At 37.6% G+C, this 21826-nt stretch carries 13 protein-coding genes; 9 read left to right on the top strand and 4 right to left on the bottom strand.

Features of this window, described 5'->3' with window-relative positions; translation table 11 throughout:
* Positions 1 to 124: 124 nt before the first annotated feature.
* Positions 125 to 1783: a SusR family glycan utilization regulator gene (gene susR / locus ACRD62_RS06990; RefSeq protein WP_430819418.1), complete on the bottom strand. Its 1659-nt coding sequence runs from the start codon at positions 1781 to 1783 to the stop codon at positions 125 to 127.
* 202 nt (positions 1784 to 1985) lie between these two features.
* Here susR and ACRD62_RS06985 point away from each other — a divergent pair, with 202 nt between their 5' ends.
* From ACRD62_RS06985 to ACRD62_RS06960, 6 genes are all read left to right on the top strand, one after another.
* Positions 1986 to 3902 (top strand): ADP-ribosylglycohydrolase family protein, encoded by a 1917-nt coding sequence (locus tag ACRD62_RS06985; RefSeq protein ID WP_430819417.1) that lies wholly within the window; start codon positions 1986 to 1988, stop codon positions 3900 to 3902.
* Positions 3903 to 4036: 134 nt separating this feature from the next.
* Positions 4037 to 4531: a DoxX family protein gene (locus ACRD62_RS06980; protein WP_430819416.1), complete on the top strand. Its 495-nt coding sequence runs from the start codon at positions 4037 to 4039 to the stop codon at positions 4529 to 4531.
* On the top strand, positions 4524 to 6074 hold the full coding sequence (locus ACRD62_RS06975) for a Gfo/Idh/MocA family protein (protein ID WP_430819415.1): 1551 nt from the start codon (positions 4524 to 4526) through the stop codon (positions 6072 to 6074). Before ACRD62_RS06980 ends, ACRD62_RS06975 begins: the two co-directional genes overlap by 8 nt.
* A 41-nt stretch (positions 6075 to 6115) precedes the next feature.
* Entirely contained in the window at positions 6116 to 7597 is a 1482-nt protein-coding gene (locus ACRD62_RS06970; protein ID WP_430819414.1) for a glycoside 3-dehydrogenase, read from the top strand.
* A 289-nt stretch (positions 7598 to 7886) separates the two neighbouring features.
* The gene (locus ACRD62_RS06965) at positions 7887 to 8636 is read left to right on the top strand and encodes a 3-keto-disaccharide hydrolase (RefSeq protein ID WP_430819413.1); all 750 of its coding nucleotides are present in this window, start codon (positions 7887 to 7889) and stop codon (positions 8634 to 8636) included.
* Positions 8633 to 9490, top strand: a complete 858-nt coding sequence (locus ACRD62_RS06960; protein ID WP_430819412.1) for a sugar phosphate isomerase/epimerase family protein — start codon at positions 8633 to 8635, stop codon at positions 9488 to 9490. The genes ACRD62_RS06965 and ACRD62_RS06960 overlap by 4 nt, the downstream gene beginning before the upstream one ends.
* Before the next feature lie 43 nt (positions 9491 to 9533).
* Here the strand turns inward: ACRD62_RS06960 and ACRD62_RS06955 are convergent, their stop codons facing one another.
* From ACRD62_RS06955 to ACRD62_RS06945, 3 genes are read right to left on the bottom strand one after another with little or no spacing between them, the layout of a single operon-like run.
* Entirely contained in the window at positions 9534 to 10622 is a 1089-nt protein-coding gene (locus ACRD62_RS06955; RefSeq protein ID WP_430819411.1) for a redoxin domain-containing protein, read from the bottom strand.
* Between the two features lie 23 nt (positions 10623 to 10645).
* Complete coding sequence (locus ACRD62_RS06950) at positions 10646 to 10978, bottom strand: hypothetical protein (protein ID WP_430819410.1); 333 nt, start codon at positions 10976 to 10978, stop codon at positions 10646 to 10648.
* A complete protein-coding gene (locus ACRD62_RS06945) occupies positions 10953 to 11666 on the bottom strand; it encodes a helix-turn-helix domain-containing protein (protein ID WP_430819409.1) in 714 nt (237 codons plus the stop codon). The genes ACRD62_RS06950 and ACRD62_RS06945 overlap by 26 nt, the downstream gene beginning before the upstream one ends.
* Positions 11667 to 12126: 460 nt before the next feature.
* Between ACRD62_RS06945 and ACRD62_RS06940 the strand changes: the two genes are divergently transcribed.
* The 3 genes from ACRD62_RS06940 to ACRD62_RS06930 all read left to right on the top strand — a co-directional run bounded on the left by ACRD62_RS06940 (position 12127) and on the right by ACRD62_RS06930 (position 21782).
* Entirely contained in the window at positions 12127 to 17400 is a 5274-nt protein-coding gene (locus ACRD62_RS06940; RefSeq protein ID WP_430819408.1) for a right-handed parallel beta-helix repeat-containing protein, read from the top strand.
* 14 nt (positions 17401 to 17414) lie between these two features.
* Complete coding sequence (locus ACRD62_RS06935) at positions 17415 to 19388, top strand: Ig-like domain-containing protein (protein WP_430819407.1); 1974 nt, start codon at positions 17415 to 17417, stop codon at positions 19386 to 19388.
* A gap of 144 nt (positions 19389 to 19532) precedes the next feature.
* On the top strand, positions 19533 to 21782 hold the full coding sequence (locus ACRD62_RS06930; protein ID WP_430819406.1) for a pectate lyase family protein: 2250 nt from the start codon (positions 19533 to 19535) through the stop codon (positions 21780 to 21782).
* The last annotated feature ends 44 nt before the right edge of the window (positions 21783 to 21826 follow it).

Below are 21826 nucleotides of genomic sequence, written 5' to 3'. Positions count from 1 at the left end.
TTTTTATCAGACTTTGAGTATCGTACTATTTAAATATATAAATACTCTGCGACATTAATAGTTCTATTTGAAGTGCAAAAGAGTTAATAAAAAGAGTATTTACAATCTTATCTTATATGAGAAATCAAATAATCTTCGATCCTATTTTCATAATATAATCTTCAAATTCTTCGCGAGGTACAGCCGCTTTATTTTTGATTTTAACGCGGTAGTTATAAATGGTATTAACAGAATATCGCAATAAATGAGCAATTTTTGAACTGTCCTTGATTCCCAATCTGATAAGTGCAAATATGCGAATCTCGGTTGGAAGGGGTTCGTCCTTCTTTAACTCAATCTTTTCATCCTCCAGTAATAGATTATTGATTTGATCAACAAAATCGGGGAATAGATGCAGGAAGATATTATCAAAGCTATTATAAAAATCATCCACCTCCTTCTCAATCAATTTGCGGGACTTGGTTGTTGTGTAGAGCTCTTCCACTTTATGGCCAACAATATTTTTATTGACCATTTTTCTAAAGTCGTCAAGCTTATCAATATAATCAGAACAAATAGCCAGAAAGCTGCCAATGTAATGTTCCTTTACCATATCAGATTCAACTAAGTCGTGATTTAGTGTGTACAACTCGGTGTTGGCGGTTTGTAATTCATCATTTAGTTCCCTGAGGCGATCATTTACCTTAATCAATTCATCTTTTGCATTTCGTAATGATTTTATCTGTGTGAAAATTGCAATGATGGCAATCAATAATATAATACTTAATAAACTAATGGTTATTAGATACCTTCTGAGTTCGCTTTTCTGACGATTTGTTTTTAGTTGATAAGCTTCTGATATAAGTGGTAAAATATTGGAAATCTGTACATATCGTAGTCGTGAATTATAAAAAGCAGCATCTTCGAACGAAAACATTATATACCGGTAGGCATCGTCAATATTGTCTTCGTTGAAAAGTATCATGGCCAGATCGGTGAGAGAAGCGTTATCCTTAACCGCTGCCTTAATATCCGAAATGGCTGAAAGAATCAGGTATTTTTTAGCTGATTCCAGATCATGCTCCATCTTGTATAAAATAGCTCTTTCAAAGGTGATCATTGAATAGATTCGCGTACCCGATTCTGCCATAGCCAGTCTTTGGGTATTGATTCGTTTACAGTCAATCATATTTCGGTTATCACGGTATTCCTTTTCTTTGATGGCCAGATATTCTTCACTCGAGGGATCAAGAAATTTTAATAAAGTGTCAGCATAGGCATGATATTCCGCTCGATACAATTCAATGTTTTCTTTGGCTGGCGTAAAAAGAAATAACTCAGAGTATATTTTGGTAAAAATGCTGTAATATTCCTGTTTTTGCTCTTTATTGATTTTTTTAGAATCAACTTTTTTAACCACATCAAGGGCTTCGAGATATCGGCCAGAGAATGCCAGCAAATTAGCAAGGTGTAAATTGGTTTCGTTTTTAAATTCCCTGTTGTCATATAGTCTCGCCAGTTCCAGGTTTCGGTCAATGTAATGAACCGCCGAATCAAAATTAAAAGGGAGATATTCGATTAATAAACGATTGTTAACATAAAATTCACGGGCTGCAGTCAGTTCACTTTCATTCAATAAGCTTTTTAATCCATTAATCTTATTCTCTTTAATGGCTTGGTATTTACTACGCTCACTCATTGTTTTATTTAACACAATAAAAAGGGAGTCAAGCTCTGTTGTAACGCTGGCAAAAGCCAATGTAGAAAGATGTATATATAAGAGTATTAGAAAAGATTTTTTCATACTGCTTTAAGCCGTTTTGGATTCAAAATACAATAATAACTAATCAAAAGCATATTGTAAAAATTCATTTACATATAAGGTACATCTAAAAATAAATGTGAGTAAATAGAAAGGTTTTATTGTAATATGAGTTTAAAGTGAGGTTGATTTTTGGGGAAACTGTGATATATCAGTTAATATTATCGAAAGTTCTGAAGAATCTATGAAAAACACCTTATCCAATCTATTCATTTTGTTTTTGGTTGCATGTAATGTTGCGGAGGAACCATCCAAAATTATATCGGCTGATGAATACAAAGATGCCGTTTATGCATCATGGATTGGGCAGATTATTGGTAATACATACGGATTGGGATATGAATTTAAATACATAGATGAACCTGGTCCTGATCAATTTCCTTATGGGTACTCCTTTACATTGGCTGATCTGAAAAAATATGATGGTGCCTTTTCTGATGATGATACTGATATTGAATACATGTATCTGTCTATTATGGAGAAGAAAGGTATTGAACCGACTTACTTTGACCTGGCAGAAGCCTGGAAAACTCATGTTAAAGAACGTATCTGGTTTGCCAATCGAATGGCAGTGACGTTAATGAATGCGGGTCATTATCCACCCGTTACAGGTAATAAACAGTTTAACTGTGAATGGTTTCAGATTGATCCGCAATTGGTAAACGAAATATGGGCAGTTACAGCTCCTGGGATGATTAATTATGCCGTAGCTAAATCGGAATATGCTGCCCGTATCACAAGTGATGATTTTGGATTAGAACCCACTTTACATTATGCTGCCATGTATAGTGCAGCTTTTTTCGAAAAAGACATCAACGAATTAATAGAGATTGGAATCTGCGCGTTGCCTGTTAACAGTCGTTTTGCAAAGGCAGTTGAGTTTGTAAAGGAACAATATCAACTATACCCTGAAGAATGGCAAAAGGCGAGGGCTAATGTAGTTGAGAAGTACTATAGAATTGAGGATTATAACCGTCACTCTTGGGCAGCGGTTGATGCTACACTAAATGGGGCATTGGGTGTAATGGCATTACTTTACGGGCAGGGAGATTTTCAGATGACACTTGATTATGCCTGTGCTTTTGGTATGGATGCTGATAATCAGGCTGCAACCATGTGTGGTTTGCTGGGTATCGTAAATGGATTTAAAAGTATTCCTGAGGAATTAATGTTTCCGATAAAGGATATGAAATGGGAGCTCCCATTCAATGATTCTTATCGGATGATTACCCGCGAAGGTCTTTCGGATGCTAAAATAACAGAGTTGGCAGAACGAACCATATTACAGGCAGAAAAGATCATTTTAGCGAATGGTGGAGAAATATTCGAAAAGGATGGAAAGAAGTATTATAAAATTGCTTCTAAATCCAGATTCGTTGCTCCGTTTGAATTTAACCCGATACCACTGCAATCCCTTCGGGTTGGACAATATTGGGAATATCCTGTTTATGCAGGCTCATTAGAAAAACAAATTGAAATAATTGGCAATTTACCTGCTGGTATCATTTATCAGGATGGTTGCCTGTCTGGCACTCCTGAGCAAGAAGGTGATTATTCATTTACGATGATAGCTTCAAATCTCGACAATAAGATTGAAAGGAAGGTTCACCTGAATGTTTTCGATAATAACAAAGCTCTGACAGCGTCTGAGATATTATTTAATACAACTTCTACAAATAAAGATATAGAGGTAATCAGAGACGGAAATGATAGAACTGGCTATATGAGTCTCAAGAACAATCATGAACAGGCTACCGATTACTATGGATATTTATGGGATGAGCCTCAGTCAATCTCAACATTAATTTATAATAATGGTAAACCCGGGGAATTTTATGGTTGGTTTACAGATTTTAGAATTGAATATCTTGAGGATAAGGAATGGAAAGAGGTTGATGAGAAAAAAATATATCCTGAATTAAATACGGATAATAATCAATGGATGAAACCAGCTTATCAGGATTTTACCATCCAATTTGATACTATTCAAACAAGAGGAATCAGAATTATAGGGCACGCAGGGGGAATAGAGAAAGATGCTGCCAATGCACATCTGGGGATTGAATATGCCACATCAATAAGTGAATTGGAAGTGTATTAGAAAGATTAATTGAAAATACCTGACAAAAGAGTACACTAATCAACGATTCTTAAAATTCGTTGACAATGTAATTTTTTGTTTTGTTATAAATACTTAATTTTAAATGACATCTAACTTTAAAAGAATGTGTCTTTATGGCAACTAAATCTAATTTTAATCCAAAACAACTCTCTTTTCTTGCTGTTTTACGGGTGCTGATGGGTTGGTACTTTTTGTACGAAGGCATTGTAAAATTTCTTGATCCGAATTGGAGTTCTTATGCTTATTTAATGAATTCGCATGGACTGCTTAAAAATGTATGGCTGGCTCTTGCCGAAAATGCATCATTACTTAAAGCAGTTGATTTTTTAAACACCTGGGGGCTGATTGCCATTGGACTTGGCTTGATACTTGGCTGTTTGTCTAAAGTGGCATCCTTATCAGGGGTGATATTGGTACTATTGTATTACGTGTCATACCCGCCAACAGTAGCTTCCCAGAATTTCCACTTAACCAGCGACCATGTATTGTGGGTAGATAAAAACCTCATATTCGCAGTCGTGTTAATGGTTTTATATTTCGTTCCAACCAGTCAATTTATTGGTTTTGACAGGTTATTGTTTAAGCATAAGAATTCAATCAATGGATAATAATCAAAAAAAATACAACCGTCGGGATATCATTAAAACATTGGCGACTGTTCCTGTTTTAGGAGCTTTCGCCTATGGTCTTTCAGAAAAACTTCAATATCGCGAGGAACAGACATATCGTATAGCTGATGATTTAGGTTTAAATTTATATGACGATCCTGATCCTGTTTCTTCTGGAAGTGATCGTGTTATCCGGATTGGAATAATAGGTTCAGGTATTAGAGGCCGACAGTTATTGGAAGCAGCCGGATTTGCACATCCTGATGTATTGAAGGATTGGGCTTCGAGTGCAGAAAGAAATTCTGATGATACCCGTTTTCAGGATTATCTGAGTCAGGATGATTTGCAAATTGAGATTACAGCTGTTTGCGATATATTTGATATTCATGCAGACTATGCTTTACTGGCATCAGCAAATGCAAAAAAAGGTATTGCTAAAGATAGCCTGAATATTAAAGCTAAACGTTACCAAAACTATCGTGACTTAATAAATGCATCGGATGTTGATGCCGTAATCATTGCAACACCTGATCACTGGCATGCTCAAATGGCAATGGATGCTGCCAAAGCCGGCAAACATATTTATGTTGAAAAAGGATTGACCCGAACGGTAGAAGAAGCATATGCTTTACGTAACGTAATCAAACAATCAAACGTAGTTTTACAGTTAGGTCATCAGGGGCGTCAGACAGCTTCTTTCCGAAAAGCCAAACAGTTGATTGATAAAAATATATTGGGCAAAATATCTTTGATTGAGGTTTGTACCAACCGAAATGATCCGAACGGAGCCTGGGTGTATCCGATCCATCCCGATGCCAATCCGCAAACTGTTGATTGGAAGCAGTTTATTGAGCCAACCAATGCTCATCCGTTTAGTCTCGAAAGATTCTTCCGCTGGCGCTGTTGGTGGGATTATGGAACCGGTTTGGGAGGTGACTTATTAACGCATGAGTACGATGCGATTAACCAGGTTCTCGGCTTGGGTATCCCTCATTCGGCTGTTGCCTCCGGTGGAGTCTATTTCTTTAAAGACGGCAGAGAGGTGCCGGATGTTTACCATGCTGTATTTGAATATCCTGAACGTGATCTGACATTTATGTACAGTGCCTCACTGGCCAACGATAATTACAGAGGCAAAGTGATAATGGGCCATGATGCAACCATGCGTATGGAAAATCGCCTTGAAATATTTCCCGACAGAGGTTCAACACAATACAGAAAGCAATTGGAAGCAGGTTTGATCAGGCCGGAAGAAGCCATGATAACCTATGAGCCTGGCAGAAATACTGTTGATGCTTATACTTCGGCCACAGAAAAATATTTTGCCAGCCGTGGATTGCTCTATACTCATGTAAAAGGTAAACGTGTTAATACAGCACATCTACATATTAAAGAATGGCTGGAGTGCATCAGAATGAACAGACAACCCAGCTGTAATATTGATCAGGCCTTTGAAGAAGCCATAACAGCTCATATGGCTACCATTGCTTATCGTGAAGACAGAAAAGTTTTCTGGGATGCCGAAAAAGAACAAGTCATATAGACCTAAAAATTAATCCAATAAATCTTCTAACATCTAATTTTATGGAACATTCAAAAAAATCACAATTAAGCCGTAGGAGCTTTATCACCAATACAAGCCTGATGGCGGCAGGATTAGCTATGATGCCTTCAGCTGTATTTGCTAAACGTCGCAAACTATCACCTAATGATAAACTGAATATCGCCGGTGTTGGAATTGGCGGTCGTGGTTTTGGTGTACTGAAAGCCATGGAAAGTGAAAATATTGTTGCTTTGTGTGATGTAGACTGGAAATATGCCAGCGGCTGTTTCGAGCACTTCCCTAAAGCTAAGCGTTACTGGGACTGGCGAGTAATGTTTGATGAAATGGCCGATGAAATTGATGCTGTTGTTGTAGCTACAGCCGATCATGCTCACGCCATTATTGCGGCTCATGCCATTACAATGGGTAAACATGTTTATGTTGAAAAGCCTCTGACTCACACTGTTTATGAGTCACGTTTACTGACTAAACTGGCCGCAAAATATAAGGTAGCTACCCAAATGGGTAACCAGGGAGCTTCGGGTGAAGGAGTTGCTTTAACAACAGAGTGGATACATAACGGGGAAATAGGGGATGTAACCAAAGTGGAAGCATTTACCGATCGTCCTATCTGGCCTCAGGGATTAAACCGACCAGAAGAGGTGATGCCGGTACCTGAAACGTTTAACTGGGATCTGTTTATTGGTCCTGCAAAGATGAGACCTTACAATCCTATTTATACACCTTGGAATTTCCGGGGATGGTGGGATTTTGGAACAGGTGCATTGGGAGATATGGCTTGTCATATTCTTCACCCTGTATTTAAAAGTCTGAACCTGGGATATCCTACAAAAGCGCAAGGAAGCTCTACTTTATTATTAACTGATGCGGCTCCAACAGCTCAACGTGTTAGATTGACTTTCCCAGAAAGAAAGAGTCTGCCAAAAGTTAACATGCCAGAAGTGGAGGTACACTGGTATGATGGAGGTTTACAACCTTTGAAACCGGAAGGATGGCCAGCCGGAAGAGATATGAATGATGCCGGAGGAGGTGTTATATTCCATGGAACAAAAGATACTTTGATATGCGGATGTTATGGAAAGGATCCTTGGTTATTGTCAGGAAGAGTGCCTGATGTACCTAAAACACAACCTCGTATTAAAACCTCGCACGAGATGGATTGGGTACGAGCCTGTAAAGAATCACCAGAAAATCGTGTTGAGACTTTATCTCCATTTAGCGAGGCAGGTCCTTTCAACGAAATGGTTGTAATGGGAGTTTTGGCTGTTCGTTTGCAAACGCTTAATAAAGAGTTGGAATGGGATGGCGAAAACATGCGATTTACCAATATTGGTGATGATGAAACAATACGTACCGTTATTCGCGATGGCTTTAAAATTCATGATGGACATCCAACATTCAATAAAGACTGGACGGATCCGGTTAATGCCAACGCTTTTGCACAGGAATTAATCAAGCATACTTATCGTGATGGTTGGACATTACCAGAAATGCCTAAATAGATCTTAAAAGGTGGCCTCATTGGAAATGATGAGTGTTAAGAAATTGAACTTTAGTAAGACCGGGAAGCTGAGAACTTGTTCGAAGATCACCCGGCCGCACTTAAGTTGAATGAATTAATGGGAATCATAGACAATGTAGCCTTGATTTTCTTTGTTTCGTTTCTTGTATCAAGACAAGAAATGAAAAGCCTTAGCGGCTAGAGCGATTAAAACTTTGATCAAATTAAAGACAATGAAACGAAATATAAATGAATCTTAATTTACAGTACTAACTTAAATCTATATAATAATGAAACAAATCTTATTATTAGCTGCATTAGCTCTGATAATTTCGTCGGCTTGCAGCCAACAACCTAAAGAAAACAATACATTGACTAAAGAAGAAAAAGCTGATGGCTGGCAACTGTTGTTTGATGGTAAAACATCAGATGGCTGGAGAAGCTATAATAAAACTACTTTCCCAAATGGATGGGATATAACAGAAGACGGAACATTGCATTGTCCGGGTTCCGGACGCGGTGAAGCCGGTGGTAAAGATCGTGGTGATATTTTATTCGGTGATAAAAAGTTCGGAAATTTTCATTTGAAGCTTGAATGGAAAATATCGGAAGGTGGTAATTCAGGTATTTTCTATCTGGGTCAGGAAAGTGATAGTATTGATTATATCTGGAAAACAGCGCCAGAAATGCAGGTTCTGGATAACGAACGTCATCCAGATGCTAAAGCAGGTAAAGACGGAAACAGAATGTCAGGATCATTATATGATTTATATCCTGCTGTTCCACAAAATGCAAAACCAGCTGGCGAATGGAATTCTGTTGAGATAAAAGTTTACAAAGGTTCTGTTTGGCATATCCAAAATGGAGAAACTGTAGTGGAATATCATTTATGGACACCTGAATGGAATGAACTGGTTGCCGGAAGTAAATTCCCTGAATTGAATCCAAACTGGGCAGATGTTGCCACTGAAGGATACATTGGATTGCAGGATCATGGCGATGATGTATGGTTCCGTAATATAAAAATTAAGGAGTTATGAAATCCCCGGCAATCAAAGTAAGTGTTTTACTTTTTATGGTTTCATTGCTAATGAATGCTTGTTGTCAGGAGTCAAAACCAAAGAAAGATATCGGCTTGCAGCTATGGTCTGTTAGAGATGACATGGGCAAAGATGCAGCCGTGACGATTCAAAAGCTGGGCGAGATAGGATATACCTTTATTGAAGCAGCCGGTTATGGTGATGGAAAATTCTATGGTATGAGTCCTGAAGAATTCAAAGCCTTGCTGGATAAAAACGGATTAAAGTTTACGGCATCTCATGCTGGTCATCCGTTACCTGATTCAACAAACTGGGAAGCAGCCATGGCTTGGTGGGATCAATGTATTGATGCTCATAAAGCTGCCGGTGCCGAATACATCATTCAGGCATCGATGGATGGCAAAGGATACGGCTCTTTAGAAGACCTGAAGCGTTACTGCGATTATTTTAATGCAGTAGGTGAAAAATGTAAAGCCAAAGGTTTACTTTTTGGTTACCATAACCACGACAAAGAGTTTGAAGAAGTAGATGGTCAGATACGATACGATTTCATGCTACAAAATACCGATCCAGATAAAGTATTCTTCGAGTTGGATTTGTATTGGATAAAAGTGGGAGGAAAGAGTGCCGTTGATTACTTTAATAACTACCCGGGTCGTTTTCTGTTCTGGCATGTGAAAGATGAGAAGGAGCTGGGAGCAAGTGGAAAAATGAATTTCGAATCTGTTTTTGCGGAAGCTGAAAAAGCAGGTATGAAAAAGATTGTGGTAGAAGTAGAAGCTTACAACTTTGAACCATTGGAAAGTGTTAAGTTGAGCTATGATTATTTAAATCAAGCTGAATTTGTGAAATAGAAAATTAACCCGGTATTAATGCTTTTTTAATACCGGGTTTTTCTTACAGATTTTCCTTTTCAAATAATTCTCCTAAAGTGTTAAAATGCAGTAAAAAGAGTCCGCTTAATTTGGTTGAAATAATTTTTCCTTCTCTATCTATTAATACGCCATGTGGAACACCATCCACTCCATAAGCTTTGGTTAAATCGGAAGGAACTCCTTCCAGATTAGATAAGTGTATCCAAGGTGCATCTTCTTCTTCAATAAATCTTTTCCATTGATTATAGTCATCATCAACGGAAATACTTATGATCTCAAAGCCATTATCCTTATATTGTTCATAAAGTGTTTTTAAATTAGGTATATCGGCCCTGCATGGACCACACCACGAAGCAGTAAACTCAAGAAATACATACTTTGATTTGCCAATATAATCTGATAGTCTAGACTTCTTTTTGTTAAGGGTTATTAATTCAAAGTCAATAAATTCCTGATTTACTAATTCATTTTGTTTTTTATTAGCCGCAATACTTTCAAATGTTCGCTCATATTTTTCTTTCAGATCCGGGCTGGTTTGTAATTCCCCAGGAATAAGTTCGTATAATGCCACAAACAAGCTGTCATTGGCAATATTATAATACCAATTCCTAAGTTCCATTCGTGCGGTTGGTACATTCACGTTATTTGCAATCCAATTTTTCTGATATTGATATTCTGCATCGATGATATCATGAATTATTTCTTTATCACATGTTTTTATGGAATCATTATACTTGCGAATAGTTGATTTATAAGAACTGTAATTGTCATTAATTGGTGTCCCTCTCACCTCAGATATAGAGTCTAATTTTACATGAATGATTCCTTTTTCTAGTGCTAGTTCTGCTGAAAAAACTTTATCAGGGTAATTGCCAACAGATAATATAGAGACATCGTCTAATTCTTCTTCTCCTTCGAAAAAGAATTTACCATCCTTAATATATGCAGTGTCCACTTTCCAAATGGTATCGGCTTTAAATTTAAATAGCATAATTGCCTTACCATTTAAGTTATCATTGACAATTCCATTGATTTGATATTCGTTAGAAGTCAACTGACATGACACTATTGTATTTAGCAATACTATCATTAGCAGGTTTAGGATTTTCATACTTTACAATTTTCTTAAATGTTTTAGTTTTCAGTGTTGGGCAGAGTTTTGGTAATAAAGAAGTTTACTCCATAACGATAAGCTTCTCCATAGACTAATATGGATTGTCGGCTACGCCATTCTCCACCTATAAATTTTGCACTTCCTTCTTGAATTTTTGGCAATATGACTTTTTGCGGAATACGTTTTCCATCAAGAAATACAATAACCTTAGATGTATCTGTGTTTTCTTGAATGAGACTATCTTTAGAGTATTGAGCTTTAGTTAATTGGCTAAAAATCATAAGACAAACAAACAGAGTTAGAGTTTTTATTTTCATAATAATCAATTTATTCAACCTTTTTCCAAATTTCATTATAGCAATTATTAGTTCCTTCCAAGTATAGTGTATCTCCTTTCAATATATACTTGAAAATATTCGTAACATCAGCCATCATTGAAAAACATGAATCTGTATGCTGAATGGTTTCTGAGTATATTCCATTATAAGCTTGGTAGTTACCCATAAAGTATGAATAGAAGTTTTTGCTTAGACTATCTGTATCAACTACAATAAATGTTTCTGTCGATATAATTTTATATCTGTAATAACCCTTTCTTTCAAAAAGGTCTTCCCATGGAGTATCATCAGTAATACATAATCGCCATTTACCAATTAAAGAATTTTCAATTGTTACACTTGATTTATCTTCTGGATAAAGAAATGCTAGTAAAACAGCTGTAACTATTATGAGTGTTGATACTATTATTATACTTTTTATCAGATTTTTATAGTTTGATTTATTTCTTTTAAAGAAACTTATTTTGTCAGATTTAACACTTTCTAATACTTTTAGCTTTTTCTTATTAGCTGAATAATAGTATTCAAATCCAAGCACTTCAGAGATTAATTTTATGGTGTAAGGACGTGGTGATACAGCACCAGTTTCTATTCGTTGAATGGTTCGGGCTGTTATTTTACAAAGGTTAGCTACCTCTTCTTGTGTTAAGCCTTTAGCTTTCCTTACTTCTATTAATTTATCTTTGAATGAAACACACTTCATATTAGTTTGTAATTTTTGACAAGGTTATATTCAACTAAATTTTTTCCAAATAATTGAACTGAATTACACACGACATTCACACGACACTATGTTTTAAACTGTTGAAATACATTTTATTAAAACGTTGTGATTTAAGTGTAATATCAATTCGAATTTTAACCGTAATGTTATTTTATTCAACTGCAATTTATAATTAATCTTTATCCGTACTAGAAATTTATACATGTTAATTTGAATTGTCGGTGTTATTAGTCAATCATCCCAATTCTTACGATCACATGTTTTTAGTATTGGTTAATCTACATACAAATTAAGTTCATCAATTCTTCTGAAAGTGCCCATAAAAAGGCTTTTCATAACATTGACAATACTTCTGAATTACTGTAAATTACTTTAATGCTCTCTCCATTTTAAAGGACTTAATCTAGCGTATGTAATTTGTTTAATTAATACTCTCAATATGAAAAAACTTTTTACCCTTTTCGTTTTTTTAATTAGTATGGGCTTGGTTTTAACCGCACAAACCAATGTTTCAGGCTATATTACAACCGATTCAACCTGGACGGTTGAAGGCTCACCTTATTTGATAACTTCAAATCTGCAAATTACTTCATCGGGTGTTTTAACCATCAATGAAGGAGTTGAGGTTAAGATTAATTCTAATACCAGTATCACAGTTGATGGAGATTTAATTGTGAATGGAACCGCAGGTAAGCGGGTCGTTTTTACTTCGTCTGCCGGAGCCGGACTTGGTCAAAAAGGAGATTGGAATACCATCGAAGTTAGATCCGGTGGATCAGCCATTTTTAATGCAACCACCATCGAATACGGTGGATATAGCTCATCGTATAATGCCTATTATGGGGCATTGAGCAGTAATGGAGGAACCATTAACATAAATGATAACTGTGTTATTAAAGATTCAAATAATGCAGGACTGGAAATTTATAATGACGGTAACATTCAGGTCACAAGTGCCCAGATTACAGCATGCAGATGGCCAGTGGTTTACAGAGGATCAGCTAATCTAAACTTTGATCATAATAACGTTGATATATCCGGAAATACATTCAATGGGGTTTATGTCGATTTTAGTTATCTGAATGGAGATATGATGCTTGATACCGTTGCAGTGCCTTATGTTATAAACCGCGACTTGTATGTTCAGTCCGCTGCAACTTTAACCATAAAAGCCGGAAATACTCTCAAATTCAACAATGGTAGTATATTAGTTAGGGGGGCGTTAATTGCCAATGGTTCAGTTACTGAAAGAATCAATTTTACATCCTATCAAAATGATAATTTGGGAGGCGATACCAATAACGATGGAGCAGCTACACCTCCGGCTGCAGGAAACTGGGGATCAATACGTTTTGAAGACAGTAGTAACGATGGAATGTGCAGTATCAGTTATGCCAACTTTTCCTTTGGAGGACGAAGTAACCGCGCTCCGGTTTGGATTCAGAATGCTTCGCCCAGCATTGAAAATTGTAACTTCGAGAATAACTATATTGGTGCATATATAGAGTTTAATTCCAGTCCGACTTTCAGGTTTAATACCATCGGTTCATCATCGCTGGTGCCTTTTGCTTTAACGCTGGATGCCTCTCCAACATTTACAGATAATTCATTTTCTTTTTCAGATAACACTTATGATGCCATTGGAATTATCAGCAGCACCATGACAGCCAGTGCCAGTTTGCCCCAGCGTGATGTTACAGGTATTCCAAACGTGACCTATTTATTGTTAGGTTCGGTAACCATACCCGAAGGTATTACACTAACCATTGATCCGGGCGTGGTAATTAAGGGATACAGTCAATCGCATCTGATTATTGTAAAAGGAGCTTTGATTGCTGACGGTGGCGACGCCGATCATTATATAACTTTTACTTCGGTACGTGATGATAATTTTGGTAACCCTCAGGATACCAATAAAGATGGAACACAAACCGTACCTGCAATAGGGAACTGGGGAGGTATTGTGTTTGAAAATACAATTGATGATGAGAATTGTGTGTTAAACTATACTCGTTTGCAATATGGCTCTATGCCTGGCAGATATTACAATACCCAATATATTAGTAGTGGACAGATTACCATGGAGAATGCTAGTCCTGAAATTACCAACAGCATTATTAAGGACTGTCATTATGGTATTTATGCTTTTCAGGCTTCGCATCCTATTGTTGAGAATAATGAATTTGTAAACACAACCTATACTCCGATAGCCAAATCAATCAATGCTTACCCTGAATTTACTGGAAACAGTTTTGTAAATCCGGGTTGGACTGCCATTGGTATTATTGGTGAAAAACTTGGATTTAATGCCACGCTTGATAAGGATACAATTGCCGGATATAACAATATCTCATATGTCCTTCTGGATGATCTGACTATTAATTCAGGAACTAATGTAGAAGTTAAATCAGGGGTGGTTTTGAAATTTAATCAAAACAGAAGCATCATTGTAAATGGTGGATTTAAATCATCCGGGCTGGAAACGGATTCAGTTGTTTTTACATCCATCAAAGACGATAACTACGGAATTCCTCAGGATACCAAAAATGATGGAGATGCTGAAGCACCGGCTGCCGGAAACTGGACCAGTATCAGATATATGGGAACATCCAATGATGCTTTTAATTCAATTGATTATACCCGATTATTGTTTGGGGGTAACAGTAATTATGGTGTAGTTACCTGGGTTGATGCAGGAGGAGATATAGCAAATTCGTTAATCAGCGATTCATACTATTATGGCTTAAGATTTGACGGTTCTTCAGCTCCTGATTGTTCCGAGAGTGTAATCATCCAAAACTGTCGACTCGATCCGTTAGCCATGTCACTGATGTCTGATCCACTGATGTCGTTTACGTCTCCCGATATCGCATCAAACGGAAACGGTAGTAACGGAATCCTTATTCTTGAAGGAAATTTAGCTAATTCAGCCAGTCTGATCAAACGTGATGTTGGAGGAATCTACAACATTGCTTATATCGTTGATCAATTAACCATTGGTAATAATGCAATACTTAGTATCTCGCCGGGTGTTGTTATTAAATTCAGAGATTATTACAGCAGTATTACCGTCAACGGTGCTCTTAATGCCAATGGTACCACTGACGAAAAAATTGTATTTACATCCATCAAGGATGATTCAAAAGGAGGGGATACAAACGATGATGGTAACGTTTCGATCCCTCAAAGGAACAACTGGAGCCGCATTGTTTTTAATGCATCTTCATTGGAAGCCGATAACCTGCTGAACAACTGTATTCTTAATTACGGTGGTTATACCTATTACAGTAATGGAAAAAACAGGAGTCTGGTTGATATTTTTGATGCTTTTGTTGAGGTTGACAGTTGCCAGATAGAGAACTGTCATTATGGAGGTATAGGTATTTTTGGTAGTTCTGATGCTGTTGTAACCAATTCACAATTTAATAATCTTGGTGAAGCTCCTGTCATCATCAGTATGTTTGCCAACCCTGTTTTTGAAAACAATGGAGTATCAAACCTTGGAATTGTTGCTTTGGGTATTGCTCAGGAAACCTATTCGTTAGATGATACCATTCCTCAGCGCGATTTTGCAGGCTATGAAAACATCACTTATTTTCTATACAACACATTAACAGTTAACTCAGGTACTAATATTGTGGTGCCGGCCGGAACCGTTTTTAAAACCAATAATACCGCTGCTTTTTCGGTAAATGGTGCCCTACAACTAAAAGGTACGGCTGAAAAACCGGTTGTATTTACCCATTTGCGCGACGATGCTTATGGTCACCCGATGGATACCAATGATAATGGTGCAGAAAATGGGCCTTCTATTCAAGGCTATCCGGCCATAACTTTTAACGACATATCCAATGATGATTCCTGTTCGGTTGATAATAGTATTTTCAGGTATTCAAGAAGTGGAATTAATATGGAACAGGCAGCACCGGATATCAATGCTTCGCTGTTCGAGAACTGTACCTGGGGAGTCGAACTAAGGGGAGTGTCAACACCTGCACTGACCAACAGTACATTTAATGATATTACTTATGCCCCAATGGTTATTTCTTTGGTTTCATTCCCAAGAGATACTGTTAACAATGTTATTTCGGGTACAACCTATAAAGCTATTGGAGTGCTGGCTAATGAGGAACTGGTTCAGGATGTTACTTTGAAGAAGAATACCTTTGCCGGTGTTCCAAATATTCCGTATTACTTCTCGGGCAATTACTCCATCGGAACCAGTGTGCATCTGTCCATCGATCCGGGCGTGATTTGTAAATTCAATCAGGGGGCCTACATGACGATAAAGAGAGGATTGATTGCTGAGGGAGGATATACTGCTGACAGTGTAATTGTATTCACCGATATTAAAGACGACTTTTTTGGTGGAGACACTAATTCAAACGGACCACAAGCCATTACCAGTAATTATTACAACTGGAAAGGATTGCGTTTTACAGATGAGGCTTTTGATGATTCGTGCCGTTTGGATAACTGTTTGATACGTTATGCCGGATATTATAATACCGAAGCTGCCATAACAGTAGAAAAAGCCAGTCCTACCATAACGCGTTCAAGCATGATCTACAATTCCAATGGAGTGCGGGCAACCGGAGCTTCCAACCCTGTAATTAATTACTGCGATATTTATGGAAACACCAATTACGGGGTTCAGAATGTAGATATGGCATTCAATATTGATGCCCGATATAATTATTGGGGCAGTAATACTGGTCCAACCCATGCATCTAATCCAGGTGGTACAGGTGACGCGGTAACTAATATGGTTAATTATGCTGATTTCACAACAGATGGATTTACCAATCCGTTAATGGGTGATGTCAGTCTCAATGGTCATATTCAGGCGTATGATGCTTCGTTGATTCTTCAGCATGCAGCCAGCATTATCACCTTAAATGATTTGCAACAATCGGTAGCAGATGTGTCTGGTACAGCTGGTATTACAGCTTATGATGCTTCACTGGTATTGCAATACGTAGCAGGTATCATCACCAGTTTCCCTGCAGAAGTACTAAAGAGCACCGGTTCATCTATTGACAATGAGGAAATCTTCTTCAGTTTGACTGATGCATCTCCTGTTGATACCGAATTTACATCAAGGTTAATGGTTGAGAATAATGGTAATCTGCTAAGTACTGATATTAAACTGCAGTTCAATCCTGCTGTACTTCAGGTAAAACAAATTGATCAAGGCGATTTGAATATTATGATGGCATACAGCATCGATAATGTTAACGGTTTTATTGATCTGGCATTTGCTTCATCTGAAGATATTTCAGCTCAAGGAGTATTAGCCGATTTGCAGTTTGAATTAATCTCTGGTGTTGAGGCAGAAACAAGAATAGATTTTGGTGAATTGTTAGTGAACGAACATGATTTGATTAGTAACAGTAAAGGAGCCATTATTCAAAATCCAATTGCAACTTCTGTATCAGAGCTGGTTGTTGAAACTTCAGCTTTGTACAGTGTTTATCCTAATCCAACAGATGGTTTCATAGAGTTTGATTATGATGTGGCTGATGATAATAGCAAAGTTGTTCTGTCAGTTTACAGTCCGGATGGAGCTTTGATCAGTAGTTTGTTTAGCGGAACTTTAAATAATGGACGATATCATTTTAGTGGAGATGAATTAAACGATTATCATGGTGTGGTAATTCTGCGATTGGTTGTTGGTGACGAAGTCTTTACTCAAAAAGTGGTTGTAAAATGATAAACTGTCGAGTCATGAAAGTTCATAAATATTATCTATACACAATACTACTCTGGTTGGCCTTTTTAATGCCAGCCAGGGCAGATATTGGTTTGCGGATTGCCACCGAAACAGGTATGGTAGGTGATATTGTGAGTGTTCCTGTGTATGTCGATACTTCACTAACCTCACTTAATATCTTATCCTACCAGGTTTCGATCGATTATAATGCCAGCTTACTTGAAGCTCTGGAGCCAACCTACGAAGGCACTGTCTCTGCAAGTTGGGGTAATCCGGTTTCCAACATTGCCAATGCAGGCAGAATAACCATAAGTCATGCCGGGGTTTTGCCATTAACCGGAACAGGTGTATTGGCCTATTTGCAATTCAGGCTGAAAGCCCAGGGTACAGTTTATCTGAACTTTGTTACAGGTAATCAAACCATTTTTAATGAGGGTGGTATTCCGCTTTATCTGACAAATGGGCGTGTAACAATCAGTCCGCAACCCTATCTTTCATTTAGTCCTAACGGAGGGTTAATAGCAATAGGTGAAACACTGCAGTATTACGTATCGAGAGGAACGGCTCCCTATACCTGGAGCACTACTGATTTATCGGTAGCCAGCATCAGTTCAACCGGATTAGTTACAGGGGTATCTCCCGGCAAAGTAAAAGTGATTGCTACAGATAACACGGGTATTAAGGATACTGCTGATTATTGGGTTGAGGTCGTACCTTTTACCCTGCGAATAAGGGATACTAGTTATTATCAGAATAACTATGTAACCATCCCGGTTAATATCTCTCGTCTTGATGATTTTGATGTTATGGGAGGTGAAGTCAGAGTAGGCTTTAACGAAAGTATTCTTAAGGCCGAAGAAGTGATTTATGCAGGCAGTTTACTGGAGATAATCGGTAATAAAACAGCTAATCTCAGTCTAAATGGGGCAGTTACTGTTTCGTTTGCCTCATCGATGAAAGTACGTGGAAGTGGTCCATTGTTTTTTATTCGTTTTAAAGTCGATGATCGATCCTCGGGTGGTACCTGGGTTGATATTCAACATGCTATGTTCAACGAAGCTTTAAAAGCCAAGTCATACCGTGGATACTTTAATATTCTGGGCTTGCCTAATCTTACAGTTCGTCCAACAAACGGACAGTTGTTGGTAGGTGAGACATTGGACTTTAATGCTAGTGGAGGTATTGAGCCGTATCAATGGAGTGTTTCCAATCCGGTTATAGCATCGATAGATGAGAATGGATTGTTGCTGGCCGAAAAAGGTGGTCAGGTTGTTGTTATGGTTACGGATCCCAGGGGATCTAAAGGTCAATCGGGCATTATTAATATTTATGATGGAACCATTCAATTGGGTGATGTTATCATTCCGGCTGATGGAACATCAGTACAGTTGCCTGTTTATCTGAGTTCAGATATTAGCATGCTTCCGGTGATCAGTTTGTCGGGAGGCATCACTTTTAATGCCAATAATATTGAAAGTATTGATATAAATAATGCTGGTACATCCACTCAATCCTGGTCTTATTCAGCAAATCAGGTGGATAATCATTTTCAATTTGCCGGAGCCGGAGTTAGTGGTGTGAGTGGAGATATCACAATGATGGGGTTGGAGGTATTCATTAAACAAGGTTTAAATGTTGGATTGGTTATACCATTAAATTTTTCCGATTTAATCGTTAACGAAGGTTACCCAAGGTTATTGGTTGAAGCTGGTTCTGTGGAAATAGGAGAGCCAACAGCTATTGATGATAATTTCAAAGATGAAATCCGGGTAATTTATTCACCAACCTTTGTTAAACTTGAGAATATTCCGGAAGATAGTCGTTGGTTATCGTTGTATAGCATAACCGGTGAACAGGTCTTCAAAACAAAGATCGAAGGAAAGACTTTAACATTGTTAAGAAGTCAGTTTGTTAAAGGAATCTATTTAATTGAAATAACAGGGAATAATAAGCTCTATTTAAAAATAAAGTTATGGAGTGGTAAGTGAACGTGGACAGCGACCGGAAAATACTCCGGTCGCTTTTTTATAAGCGATTACTCATCCTTTTCAAATCTATTTGTCTACCCTTCAAAATAATTATTGGGTTTACTTTTGATTAAGAAAACTAATCAGACTTATTAAATCCAAATTATGAAATATTTATTCCTTGTAATCTCATTGCTTGCCCTTTCTGGCAATATGATTTTTGCTCAGTCAGTAACACTTATCGAATCAGTTGGATGGTTCGAAACGGCTATGGTAAAATGGCAGCCTGTCGAAGGGGCTGAAAGTTTTAATGTTTATTATAGTGGCGAAGGCAATACAGAAGTTAAAATAGATGATCAGCTGATTCGCAATTATGGTGATTATTTCAGGGCTGATATTCCTGGACTAAAAGCAGGTGATTATACCATTAAGGTGGCACCGGTTAGTAATGGAGTTGAAACGGGAGTAACAGTATCAGGTACAATTACAGTTTATGCACATGATCGTGCAGGCTTTGCCTTTTCCAACAATCGTGTCCCGGGTGCCTACAACCATGATGGAACACCTAAGGATAATGCTGTGATTATTTATATTACTGAAAACACAAAAAATACCATTTCGATGGATGTAACAGGGGCTAATGAAAACCCTTGTGTTGGGCTACAGGCAATTCTGGATGGCTTTAAAAAAGGCAATGATAACCGTCCGTTGATTGTAAGGCTGGTTGGGCAAATCACTGATCCTTCCTTTAATTATAAAGGAGATATTGTAGTGGAAAATAGTAATAATGCTTCAAGCTACATAACCATAGAAGGAATAGGTGATGATGCTGTGGTTGATGGCTGGGGCATCAGAATAAAAAACGGATCCAATATTGAATTGCGAAATCTGGCATTTATGAATTGTAACAGCGATGAAGGCGATAATATTGGTTTGCAACAAGACAATGATTATATCTGGGTTCATCACTGCGATTTATTTTATGGCGATGCCGGAAGTGATTCAGACCAGGCAAAGGGTGATGGTGCCCTTGATTGTAAAAAGTCAACCTATGTCACATTTTCATATAATCACTTCTGGGACACAGGGAAATCGTGTTTACTGGGTTTGGGTGAAGATACAACAGAAGGTCTTTTTGTAACTTATCATCATAACTGGTTTGATCATTCCGATTCACGACATCCTCGGGTGCGTTTTTTCTCTGCACATGTTTACAATAATTATTTCGATGGAAATGCCAAGTATGGAGTGGGAGCAACCAATGGTTCTTCAGTTTTTGTTGAAGCAAACTATTTCAGAAATTGTAAATACCCAATGATGATATCTCAGCAAGGAACAGATATTTTTTACGATCCTGATGGTACATTTTCAGGTGAAGATGGCGGTATCATTAAAGCTTTTAATAATTATATAGAAGGCCAAAACAGATTTGTTGCCTGGGGTGATGAAGCTTTCAGTAATTCTGCAACGCAATTTGATGCCTATGTGGTATCTGCGAGAGAAGAGGAAGTACCTGTTGAGGTAGTAACTGCTCAAGGAGCTCACAGCTACAACAATTTTGATACAAATTCAGCCCTTATGTATGATTATAACCCTGATACTCCTGAAGCCGCAAAAGCGAATGCGATGGAATATAGCGGTAGAATGCAAGGTGGTGATTTTGTTTGGACTTTTAATAATTCGGTTGATGATGCCTCTTACGCTGTAAATCAAGCCTTGAAAAATGCATTAACATCTTATCAAACAACATTGGTGTCTATTCAAGGGGATGGGGAATCGGATGATACGGGAAATGGAGATGACAATGGAGATGGTGAAGTAACGGAAGGCGATATGGTTCATAACTTTACTTTGTCAGGTCTGAATAGTACTTTTTATACTATCTCTGGTAATCTTTCCGATTCGAAAGGAACGGTCGAATATAACGGACTTACATTAACTCAATGCTTAAAAATAGAATCGGCAACTACAATCTCATTTAATTCAACCATGGTAGGGAAACTGACTCTTGTTTTTAATACAGGCTTTGAAGGCAGTTTTAAAATCAACGGAACCGTTTATAATCCAACCAATGGTGTTTTAGTTGTTGATGTTACAGCTGGCGATTATCTGCTTACCAAAGGCGAAGTAGCTAATCTTTACTTCATGAGTCTGGTTTATGATACATCAACAGGAATCGAAAGAAGAGAAGATCAGAAGGTTAGGTTATATCCGAATCCTGTTTCGGATTATCTTAACATTATTGCAAATGAAAAGTGTTCTAAGATTGAAGTATATACCTTGCAGGGTGTTCTTTTACAAGCAAAAGAATTATATGAAAATGGATTTGATATGAGTCATATTGCTTCAGGAGCCTATCTGATTAAAATATATACCACTAATGGACCTAAGACATATACAATCATAAAAAAATAACAAGAGTAAAAGTTTATAAAAAGATTTCGGCCTGGTCGGAATCT

It is taken from the genome of Carboxylicivirga caseinilyticus (assembly GCF_050589785.1).
GTDB classification, from domain to species: Bacteria; Bacteroidota; Bacteroidia; order Bacteroidales; family Marinilabiliaceae; genus Carboxylicivirga; species Carboxylicivirga caseinilyticus.
The sequence above is the reverse complement of the archived record's forward strand: the minus strand, read 5'-3'. Positions and strand labels throughout refer to the sequence as shown.

Coding starts and splice junctions, on each gene's coding strand:
- ACRD62_RS06960 (WP_430819412.1), top strand. CDS start 8,633: ATGAAATCCCCGGCAATCAAAGTAAGTGTTTTACTTTTTATGGTTTCA.
- ACRD62_RS06955 (WP_430819411.1), bottom strand. CDS start 10,622: ATGAAAATCCTAAACCTGCTAATGATAGTATTGCTAAATACAATAGTG.
- ACRD62_RS06975 (WP_430819415.1), top strand. CDS start 4,524: ATGGATAATAATCAAAAAAAATACAACCGTCGGGATATCATTAAAACA.
- ACRD62_RS06940 (WP_430819408.1), top strand. CDS start 12,127: ATGAAAAAACTTTTTACCCTTTTCGTTTTTTTAATTAGTATGGGCTTG.
- ACRD62_RS06935 (WP_430819407.1), top strand. CDS start 17,415: ATGAAAGTTCATAAATATTATCTATACACAATACTACTCTGGTTGGCC.
- ACRD62_RS06980 (WP_430819416.1), top strand. CDS start 4,037: ATGGCAACTAAATCTAATTTTAATCCAAAACAACTCTCTTTTCTTGCT.
- ACRD62_RS06985 (WP_430819417.1), top strand. CDS start 1,986: ATGAAAAACACCTTATCCAATCTATTCATTTTGTTTTTGGTTGCATGT.
- ACRD62_RS06950 (WP_430819410.1), bottom strand. CDS start 10,978: ATGAAATTTGGAAAAAGGTTGAATAAATTGATTATTATGAAAATAAAA.
- ACRD62_RS06970 (WP_430819414.1), top strand. CDS start 6,116: ATGGAACATTCAAAAAAATCACAATTAAGCCGTAGGAGCTTTATCACC.
- ACRD62_RS06930 (WP_430819406.1), top strand. CDS start 19,533: ATGAAATATTTATTCCTTGTAATCTCATTGCTTGCCCTTTCTGGCAAT.
- ACRD62_RS06965 (WP_430819413.1), top strand. CDS start 7,887: ATGAAACAAATCTTATTATTAGCTGCATTAGCTCTGATAATTTCGTCG.
- susR (WP_430819418.1), bottom strand. CDS start 1,783: ATGAAAAAATCTTTTCTAATACTCTTATATATACATCTTTCTACATTG.
- ACRD62_RS06945 (WP_430819409.1), bottom strand. CDS start 11,666: ATGAAGTGTGTTTCATTCAAAGATAAATTAATAGAAGTAAGGAAAGCT.